Source organism: Micromonospora sp. NPDC049366 (genome assembly GCF_044466625.1).
In the GTDB taxonomy this organism is placed as follows: domain Bacteria; phylum Actinomycetota; class Actinomycetes; order Mycobacteriales; family Micromonosporaceae; genus Micromonospora.
On record NZ_JBITMV010000018.1, the window covers coordinates 99,224 to 108,382 of the forward strand.

Consider the following 9,159-nt stretch of genomic DNA (forward strand, 5'->3'; position numbering starts at 1 on the left):
GTGAACCTCACCGACCGGATCGCGGTGATCACCGGCGGCGCCGGTGGCATCGGCGCCGCGCTGGCCCGCCGGTTCGCCGCCGAGGGCGCCGCCGCGGTCGTCCTCGCCGACCTCGACGGCGACGCCGTGCGCGCGGTCGCCGAGGGCATCGGCCCGCTCGCCCACCCCACCACCCTGGACGTCACCGACGAGGAGCAGGTCAAGGCCCTGGTCGACGAGACCGAGCGGCGCTACGGGCGCATCGACCTGTTCTGCGCCAACGCCGGGGTGACCAGCGGCGGCGGGATCGAGGCCGACGACCGGGCGTGGGACCGCGCGTGGCGGGTCAACGTCCTGGCCCACGTCTACTCCGCGCGGGCGGTGCTGCCGGGGATGCTCACCCGCGGCGGCGGGCACCTGCTGCACACCTGCTCGGCGGCGGGGGTGCTCACCGCCGTCGGCGACGCCCCCTACACGACGACGAAGCACGCCGCCGTCGCGTTCGCCGAGTGGCTGTCGATCACCTACCGGGACCGGGGCATCCGGGTCAGCGCGCTCTGCCCGCAGGGCGTGGACACCCCGATGCTCGCCGACGGGCTGGCCGCCGGGCACCTCGGCGCGCGGGTCACCGCCGCCTCCGGCGCGGTGCTCACCCCAGAGCAGGTCGCCGACGCCGCCGTGGCGGGCCTGGCCGAGGAGCGGTTCCTGATCCTGCCGCACCCGGAGGTCGCCGGGTACGCGCGCCGCCGCGCCGAGGACCCGGACGGGTGGCAGGCCGGCCTGCGCAAGCTGGTGCGCCGGCTGAGCGCCTGACGGGTCAGGTGCGGGTGTTCAGCAGCCGGTCCAGGTTCACGGCGGTGCTGATCAGCGACAGGTGGCTGAACGCCTGCGGGAAGTTGCCGATCTGCTCACCGGTGGGCGCGATCTCCTCGGAGTAGAGGCCCAGTTCGCTGCTGTAGGTGAGCATCTTCTCGAACGTCAGGCGGGCGTCGTCGATTCGGCCGGCCTCCGCGAGGGCCTCGACGTACCAGAAGGTGCACATGCTGAACGTGCCCTCCTCTCCCGGCAGCCCGTCGGGCGAGGCGGTCGGGTCGTACCGGTAGACGAGGCTGTCGGAGACGAGGTCGGCGTCGATGGCGCGCAGCGTGGACTGCCACATCGGGTCGGTCGGCGCGATGAACCCGACCGACGGCATGGCCAGCAGCGCCGCGTCGAGGTAGTCGCACGCGTAGTGCTGGACGAAGGCATCGCGCCCGGGATGGAAGCCGCGCGTCATGATCTGTTGGTAGATGAGGTCGCGGTTGGTCCGCCACCGTTCGATGTTGGCGGGGCGCCCTCGACGTTCCGCGATCCGGATGGCCCGGTCGAGCGCCACCCAGCTCATCAGCCGTCCGTAGGTGAAGTCCTGCCGTCCCGCCCGGGTCTCCCAGATGCCTTCCTCCGGCTGGTCCCAGTGCTCACAGACCCAGTTCACCGCGTGGGTCAGGCGCGACCATTCCTGGTAGGAGCTCTGCAGGCCGGACCGGTCGGCGAGGTCGACGGAGTTCAGCGCCTCACCGAAGATGTCGACTTGCAGTTGCCGGGCGGCGTCGTTGCCGATGCGCACCGGCCCGGATCCGCGGTAGCCCTCCCAGTGGTCGAGCACCTCCTCGGCCAGTTCGGGCGAGCCGTCGACGCGGTACATGACCTGCAGCGGCGCGGCGCCCTCGCGGGCGTCCTCGATGCGGTCGTTGAGCCATTGGAGGTACTGCCGCGCCTCGTCGACGAAGCCGAGGCCGAGCAGCGCGTGCACCGAGAACGACGCGTCGCGGATCCAGGTGTAGCGGTAGTCCCAGTTGCGTTGCCCGCCGATGCGTTCCGGCAGCGAGGCGGTGGGGGCGGCGATCAGCGCGCCGGTCGGCGCGTACGTCATCAGCTTGAGGGTCATCGCGGAGCGTTCGACCATCTCCCGCCACCGGCCGGTGTAGTGGGACCGGTCGAGCCAGCGCCGCCAGAAGTCGCGGGTCTGAGCGACCATCTCCTGCGCCTCGTCGACGCTGACGAGGCGGGGCGGGTCGGTGGCGGCGGTCTCCAGCAGGACGCCGCCCACGTCGCCCTCCTGGAGGGTGCCGGCCTGGCTGAGGTGCTCTGCGTTGCGTTGGTAGTACTTGTCCGACCCGTGCTTGACGACGCCGACCGAGTGGAGGGTGATGCTGGCGTCTCGGGTGCGAAAGACGCTGCCGTTCGGATGTGCCTCGAGTGTCTGGTCGTCACGGCCGTAGTTGAACCGGGGCCGGCAGTCGATGCGGAAGCGCATGGTGCCGCGCACGATGCGGATCAGCCGCAGGACACGGTGGCGCTCGGTGGCCTGGTCGCCGGCGATGGGCATGAGGTCGAGGACCTCCCCGACGCCGTCCTCGCTGAGGAACCGGGTGATCAGGATGGGGGTGCCGGGCACGTACAGCTGGGTGCTCGTGTAGTCGGTGCCCTCGGGGCAGATCTGGAAGTGCCCGCCGTTGCGGCGGTCGAGGAGCCCGCCGAAGATGCTCGGCGAGTCGAAGCGGGGTGCGCAGAACCAGTCCAGCGTGCCGTCCTTGCTGATCAGCGCCGCGGTCTGCAGGTCGCCGATGAGGCCGTGATCGGCGATGGACGGGTACCTGTGCACGGGCCCTCCCCTCGCCGTCGCCGGGCCGCCGGTGGGCGGCCACCTGTCGAAGCTCGCGCTACCCCTCGCACCCACTACCCGTTGCCACGCCGGTAACACCTCGCCCGCGGCCTTCCCAGCGGCGGGCCGGCCGGACCCGCTGACGGACACGCCGGGTGCCGGCCGTCGCTGGCATGTCCGGCCGTCACCGTCTCGTCACCACGGCCCGGGATCTTCGTCGTCGTCCTGCGTGTCCTCCAGGTAATCGCCGATCCCGACGAACAGGAGGGCTCCCATGAGGCCGGCCCAGCCGCAGTCCGAACAGTAGTGGCTCGCGCGGGGGGACAGCGGTGCCGTCGGGCTCAGCTTCAGCCGTACGTCCAGCAGCGCGTCGCGCGTCGGTGCGCCGCTGGCCAGGTGCCGGTCGATCTCGTCGAGCGCTTCGCGGATCCGCGACTTCGATGCCAGAGCCGATTCGTCCGGGGTCTGGACGTGCCTCTGGTCGTTGTGGGTGTCGTTCGCGTGCCGGATTCGTCGCTGCGTGTTGAAGACGTTGAACATGATCCTCCTACCGGTGGTGACGCCGCGCGTTCGGTCGGCGATGCGCCGGCTGCCTCGACCTGAAGGACCAACCGGTCATTCATTCAGACGAGAGCCGCCGGATCCTGTTCAACGGCTTTCTCACCTGGTGTCGGCCGGTGCCGACGCACCGGAGCCGGCACCGCTCGCCCCTGGCGATCACGCCGGTGGGATGGCGGACCGGTCCGGGAAGACCGAGTATTGATCGGCTGTCGCGTACAGGTCCGCGGTGGCGTTCAGCAGCTCGATGAAGCCACTCGTCGTCGTGATCGCGTTCGCGGCGTGCTGCAGCGCCCCGCGCTGACTCGTGCGAAGCCCTTCGAGGAACTTCCTGGTGCTCTGCGCGGAGGAGGTGTAGACGTAGTGCGGCCCCATGTATCCGGCGGTCCGCTCGCGCTGCACCGCGCTGGATCCCGGGATGTAGCGTTGGGTCTGGTTGGTGCCCTCCTCGGTGCCCCAGAACTCGGCGCCGAGCACCGCCTCGGAGTCGACGACCAGCCTGTTGAAGAGCTCCGCGAGTTTCCTCGCCTCGTCGAGCACCAGCTGCTCGTGGGCCAGCAGGTCCTCCGGGCGCACCTGGACCGCGTCCCACTTCGGCTCGTGCCCGTCGAGGGACGGCTCGTCCTCTCCCTCGGTGCCGCCGCCGTTCTCGGCCTCCCCGCCGGCGTTGGTCTCCCCACCCGGGGGCTTCTCACCCGCCGTGACCGTGTGTAGGGGTTGCGGAGTCAGCCAGTTCACCCGCAGGCTCTTCGACGGAGAAAGCTCCGAACCAGCGGGCGGCTCTTCGAAGCTGTCACCCGGATCGGGCAGCGGGTTGGTGTCGTAGCGGGACCGGTAGCGCGGCACGGTGAGGACCTCCAGAGCTCGACCTCAGTCAGTATTCGCCCGAGCGTGGCGCTCACGCCGAGTCCCTCATCGGCGACTTCCACAGTCCCAGAACGGCGACTGTTCTCCCCGGTCGCGGTGTTTCTACCGTCGGACCGGACCGCCTTGCCAGCACATCTGCCTCAGGACCCAGGGAAGCCCGCTGTGCCGCCACGAGAAATGTCGCTGACCGAGTTTCGAGTGGTGATGGGCGTCTTCGGCGAGGCCATCCGCACCGTGGAGACCCAGAAGGGGCGGGCGGAGGCCGCGCTGGTCGACATCCGCGCCGCCTTCATCGCGTCGGAGAGCCACTGGCAGTCACCCGCGGCGGACACCTACAGCAGCCTGATGCAGGAGTACGACAGGGATGCCACCGCTCTCAACGAGCTGCTGGCCGACATCCTGCGGCGCCTGCGCCGGACCTACCAGAACTATCGCGACGTCGAAGCGAGGGCGGTGGCGAACCTTGGCGGCAACGCGAACCACGGTCCTCAGCAGCGCTGAGAGGCACCTTCGGTGACCAGTCCCCTGCCGGGAGCTCCCGTGCCCGTCGGCACCACCTACAGCTCGGCCAGCCCGGAGGCCGAGCTGAAGATGGACATAACCGATTTCTGGGCGGCGGGCAGGGTCACGATCCCCGGCCACGCCGAGGAGCTGATCGACGCGCTCGACAGGATCTCGGACGCGCTGGGATCGATCGAGGTGAACTGGGTCGGTGAGAGTCAGCGCGCGGCGCAGGACCTCAACGACCGGTGGAGGGCCTGCACCACGGCGCTCTTCGGCACCAGAGAGAACCCCGGTGCGGGCATCCTCAACCGCATCGCGGGCGGCATGCAGGGTGCGGCGCTGAACTTGGACACCGTCGAGACGAAGATCATCGAACTGTGGCAGCAGTACATCGACCTGATGAGTCAGATGCTCGCCATGAAGGACGAGGGCTCCGAAGGTGAGCCCTCGACCGAGACCGAACCCATCAGCCAGGTCTGATCCGACAGCCTCGAAGGACATCGCCACCCCATGACGCGGATCCCGTTTCACCGGCCGGCCCGGCTCGCGTTCCCCGACGCTCCCCGGGATCGGATCATGGTGCCCACGCCTCCGCCGATCACCCAGCCGCAGGCGTCGAACGCCTGGTTGACCATGATGCTGCCGCTGCTGTCCACGGTGGCGATGGCGGGTTACCTCATCTCGTACCAACGTCCCCTGCTGATCATGCTGGGCATCGGGTTCGTGGTGCTGTCCGTGGTCGCCACCGTCGGCATGCGCTGGCAGATGAGGCACGCGGCCGAGGCGAACCAGCGTCGGCAGCACGAGCGCTACCTGGAACTCCTGGACGAGGTACGAGAGTCGGCGCGGGGCGTCGCCGCCGCGACCCGTCGTGCCGGGGTCGTCCGGCAGCCCAGCCCTGCGCGGCTCCTCGCCCTGGTCGCCGCCGGGCGGCGCACGTGGGAGCGGCGGCCCGGCGACCCGGACTTCCTGCGTGTCCGGGTCGGGGCCGGTGCCGGACCCGTGGGCGGGGGTGTCGAGCTGGGCAGCCGGATGGACCCGATGGCCGAGTACGACCACGCCCTGCTCGCCGAGGCCCAGGCGGTGGTGGCTGTCCACCGTACGGTCGGCGGGCAGCCCGCCTGGATCGACCTTGAGCGGTGTGGCGTGGTCAGCCTCGTCGGCGCCGAGCCTGCCACCCGGGCGCTGGCGCGGTCGGTGGTGGCCCAGGTCGCCGCACTGCACGCGCCGGAGGACGTCACCATCGTGGTGCACACCGGCGGTGCGGACGGCTGGGACTGGGCCAAGTGGCTGCCGCACACCCACGAGCCCGGCGTCGCCTCGGCCGCCGGGGTGGCGTCCCTGGTCGCCGAGGACTTCGACCTCCTCGTCGACTACCTGGAGCGCGAGCGTGACCGGGCACGGGAAGAGGCCCGCAGCCGGCGCACGTACGCTCCCACTCCACTCGGGCGGCGGCTGGTGCTGGTGCTGGACGGCTACCGCCCGGATGCGCCGTGGGCCCGTACGCCGATCCTGGAGTCGCTGTGGGCCGACGCCGGCCCGGACCTCGGCATCACCGTGGTCTGCCTGGCCGGCTCCCAGGCCGCCGAACCCACCCGGGTCGACGGCCGCGCGGTCGTCGAGCCCGACGGCACGCTGCGGTTGAGCGGGCCGGATCCGGACCGGTACGCGGTGATCGAATCAGCTCGCGCGGATCTGAGCCCGGCCGAGCTGTGCGAGGCGATCGCCCGCCGGCTGGCCCCGCTGCGCCTGACCGAGGACCGGGAGCCGGTCCTGTCCCGGATCACCACGCTGCCCGAGATGCTCGGCGTACCGGACGTGGGACAGCTCGATCCCCGTCGACGCCAGATGCTGCCGACGGACCCGGACATGCTGCGGGTGCCGCTCGGCGTCGACGGTGAAGGCGAGCCGGTGCTCCTGGACCTCAAGGAATCCGCCCAGCGCGGCATGGGGCCGCACGGGTTGGTCGTCGGGGCCACCGGCTCCGGCAAGAGCGAACTGCTGCGCACCCTGGTCACCGGCCTGGCCGCGAAGCACAGCCCGGAGCTGGTCAGCTTCGTGCTGGTCGACTTCAAGGGCGGGGCGACCTTCGCCGGCGTGACCGGCCTCCCGCACGTCTCCGGGCTGATCACCAACCTGGCCGACGACCTGGCGATGGTCGATCGGGTCCGCGCCGCGCTGCACGGAGAGCAGCAGCGTCGACAGCGGATGCTGCGCGACGCCGGCAACATCGACTCCGTCCGCGAATATCAGGCTCGGCAGGTCGCCGGCGGCACGGACCTCGAAGGCCGGCCGCTCGAACCCCTGCCGTACCTGTTGATCATCGTCGACGAGTTCGGCGAGCTGCTCTCCAGCCGCCCCGACTTCATCGAGCTGTTCGTGCAGATCGGCCGGGTCGGCCGGTCGCTCGGCATGCACCTGCTGCTCGCCACCCAGCGTCTGGAGGAGAGCCGCCTACGCGGCCTGCAGTCGCACTTGTCGTACCGGCTCTGCCTGCGCACCTTCTCCGCGACGGAGAGTCGGGCGGTGATCGGCACCCCCGACGCCTACCACCTGCCGCCGGTGCCCGGATCCGCGTACCTGAAGGTGGACGAAACCGTCTACACACGGTTCCGCGTCGCGCACATCTCCGGTCCCTACCTGGGCACTCGTGAGCCGGACGCGGACACCAGCCGCCAGCGGGAGCTGGTTCCGTTCACCCTGCGCTCGGCGAACGCCACGGTCACCGTCGCGGAGGACGTACCGCCGCCGGCCGTGGACCTGAACACCCGCACCGAGCTACAGGTGGCCGTCGACCAGCTCTCGCGTTACGACCAGCCGGTGCACCAGGTGTGGTTGCCGCCGCTGCCCGCGCTGGTCGGCCTCGGCGATCTGCTCGGGCCGGTGGGCGCGGACCCCGACCGCGGTCTGACCGCGCAGCTGTGGCCGTGGCCCGGTGGGCTGAAGATTCCCGTCGCGGTGCTCGACCTGCCCCTCGACCAGCAGCAGGAACCCATGGTGCTCGACCTGTCCGGCACGGCCGGCCACGTCGCCGTGGTCGGCGCGCCGCAGTCGGGCAAGAGCATGCTGCTGCGCAGCCTGCTCCTGTCGGCGATCCTCACCGGCACGCCGGAGGAGATCCAGGTCTCCGTCATCGACTACGGCGGCGGTGGCCTTCTGCCGCTGGCCGACGCACCGCACGTGACCGGCGTCGCGTCCCGGCTCGAACCGGCCCGGGTACGGCGGCTGCTGGCCGAGGCGATGCGCCTGGTGACCGAGCGTGAGGAGCTGTTCCGGGCGGAGGGCATCGGATCCGCGGCCGACTTCCGCCGTCGTCGGGACGCGCTGAGCCTGCCGCCGGGAACCCGCGCGGCCGACCTGCTGGTGGTCATCGACAACTGGCCGGCGATGCGGGGCGAGATCGAGGAGGCCGATGCCCTCGTGGTGGAGCTCGCCGCGCGCGGACTCGGCGTCGGAGTGCACGTGGTCCTCTCCGCCAGCCGCTGGGCCGAGATCCGCGCCAACCTGCGCGACAGCATCGGTGGCCGGATCGAGCTGCGGCTCAACGACCCGTACGAGTCCGAGGTCGGCCGGGCCTTCTCCCGCCAACTCACCGGCGCGGTGCCGGGTCGTGGTGTCATCGCCCCCGGCGTCTTCTTCCAGGTCGCGCTGCCGACGCTGGACGATCGCGGCGGCGTCGACGTGGCCGAGGAGCTCTCCGAGTCGCAGGCGAAGCTGGTGGCGCGGATCGCCGACAGCTGGCCGGGTCCGGCCGCGCCGGCCATCCGCATGCTCCCGGACCGGGTCACGGTCGCCGAGCTGACCGTCGCCGGTTCGGCGGGCGCGGTCGGCCTGGACGAGGCGGACCTCGCGCCGGTCACCGTGGACCTGAGGCGCGACCAGCCACATTTCCTGGTCTTCGGCGACAGCGGTTCGGGCAAGTCGCAGTTCCTGCGCACCTGGATGCGGGCAGTGACCGAGCAGGTCTCCGAGGACGAGGCCCGGTTCCTGGTGGTGGACTACCGGCGCAGCCTGCTGGGCGCTGTGCCGGACGGGTACGTCGGCGCGTACGCACCGGACGCCCACGCGGCGGAGGCGTACGCGGCGCAGCTCGCCGAGCGGCTGGCCGAACGCCGCCCGCCCGCCGACCTCTCCGCGCGGGAGCTGCGCGACCGGTCCTGGTGGGCGGGGCCGGAGCTGTACCTCGTCGTCGACGACATGGACATGCTGGTCACCGGGCCGGCTTCGCCGCTGGCGCCGCTGACCCCGTTCCTGGTGCAGGCCCGCGAGGTGGGCTTCCACGTCGTGGCGGCGCATCGCTCGGCCGGTGCCGCTCGTGCGTTGATGTCGGCCTCACTGATGTCCAAGGTCGTCGAACTCGGCACTGACGGGCTGCTGCTCTCCGGCGAGGGTCGAGAAGGACCACTGCTCGCCGGTGTGCGCCCGACCCCCCAGCCACCGGGGAGGGGACTGCTGGTCCGGCGCAACCGACCGCCGGTGCTCATCCAGGTGGCGACCAGCCCAGAGGACGAACTGGCCTACTCCTGACCGGACCACGGGGGTCGGCGGCGTACCAGGTAACGAATCAGGAGCAGCACATGGCCGAGAGTTCGGGAGTCAATCCGCAG

7 protein-coding genes are annotated in these 9,159 nt (G+C 71.2%); 4 read left to right on the top strand and 3 right to left on the bottom strand.

Going from position 1 to position 9,159, the window contains the following annotated elements; genetic code table 11:
- A complete protein-coding gene (locus ACIBTV_RS24410; protein ID WP_396708407.1) occupies positions 1 to 792 on the top strand; it encodes an SDR family oxidoreductase in 792 nt (263 codons plus the stop codon).
- A 4-nt stretch (positions 793 to 796) separates the two neighbouring features.
- Here the strand turns inward: ACIBTV_RS24410 and ACIBTV_RS24415 are convergent, their stop codons facing one another.
- The 3 genes from ACIBTV_RS24415 to ACIBTV_RS24425 all read right to left on the bottom strand — a co-directional run bounded on the left by ACIBTV_RS24415 (position 797) and on the right by ACIBTV_RS24425 (position 4,027).
- The gene (locus ACIBTV_RS24415) at positions 797 to 2,623 is read right to left on the bottom strand and encodes a glycoside hydrolase family 15 protein (RefSeq protein ID WP_396708409.1); all 1,827 of its coding nucleotides are present in this window, start codon (positions 2,621 to 2,623) and stop codon (positions 797 to 799) included.
- Positions 2,624 to 2,818: 195 nt separating this feature from the next.
- Positions 2,819 to 3,163, bottom strand: a complete 345-nt coding sequence (locus ACIBTV_RS24420; RefSeq protein ID WP_396708411.1) for a hypothetical protein — start codon at positions 3,161 to 3,163, stop codon at positions 2,819 to 2,821.
- 177 nt (positions 3,164 to 3,340) lie between these two features.
- Positions 3,341 to 4,027, bottom strand: a complete 687-nt coding sequence (locus ACIBTV_RS24425) for a hypothetical protein (protein WP_396708413.1) — start codon at positions 4,025 to 4,027, stop codon at positions 3,341 to 3,343.
- A gap of 183 nt (positions 4,028 to 4,210) precedes the next feature.
- On the opposite strand from ACIBTV_RS24425, the gene ACIBTV_RS24430 reads away from it, so the two are divergent.
- The 3 genes from ACIBTV_RS24430 to eccCa are packed head-to-tail and all read left to right on the top strand — an operon-like array spanning position 4,211 to position 9,079.
- The gene (locus ACIBTV_RS24430) at positions 4,211 to 4,549 is read left to right on the top strand and encodes a WXG100 family type VII secretion target (RefSeq protein ID WP_396708415.1); all 339 of its coding nucleotides are present in this window, start codon (positions 4,211 to 4,213) and stop codon (positions 4,547 to 4,549) included.
- 39 nt (positions 4,550 to 4,588) lie between these two features.
- Complete coding sequence (locus tag ACIBTV_RS24435; RefSeq protein WP_396708417.1) at positions 4,589 to 5,032, top strand: WXG100 family type VII secretion target; 444 nt, start codon at positions 4,589 to 4,591, stop codon at positions 5,030 to 5,032.
- A 30-nt stretch (positions 5,033 to 5,062) separates the two neighbouring features.
- Positions 5,063 to 9,079: a type VII secretion protein EccCa gene (gene eccCa / locus ACIBTV_RS24440; RefSeq protein ID WP_396708419.1), complete on the top strand. Its 4,017-nt coding sequence runs from the start codon at positions 5,063 to 5,065 to the stop codon at positions 9,077 to 9,079.
- Positions 9,080 to 9,159 lie beyond the last annotated feature (80 nt).

Coding starts and splice junctions, on each gene's coding strand:
- eccCa (WP_396708419.1), top strand. CDS start 5,063: ATGACGCGGATCCCGTTTCACCGGCCGGCCCGGCTCGCGTTCCCCGAC.
- ACIBTV_RS24420 (WP_396708411.1), bottom strand. CDS start 3,163: ATGTTCAACGTCTTCAACACGCAGCGACGAATCCGGCACGCGAACGAC.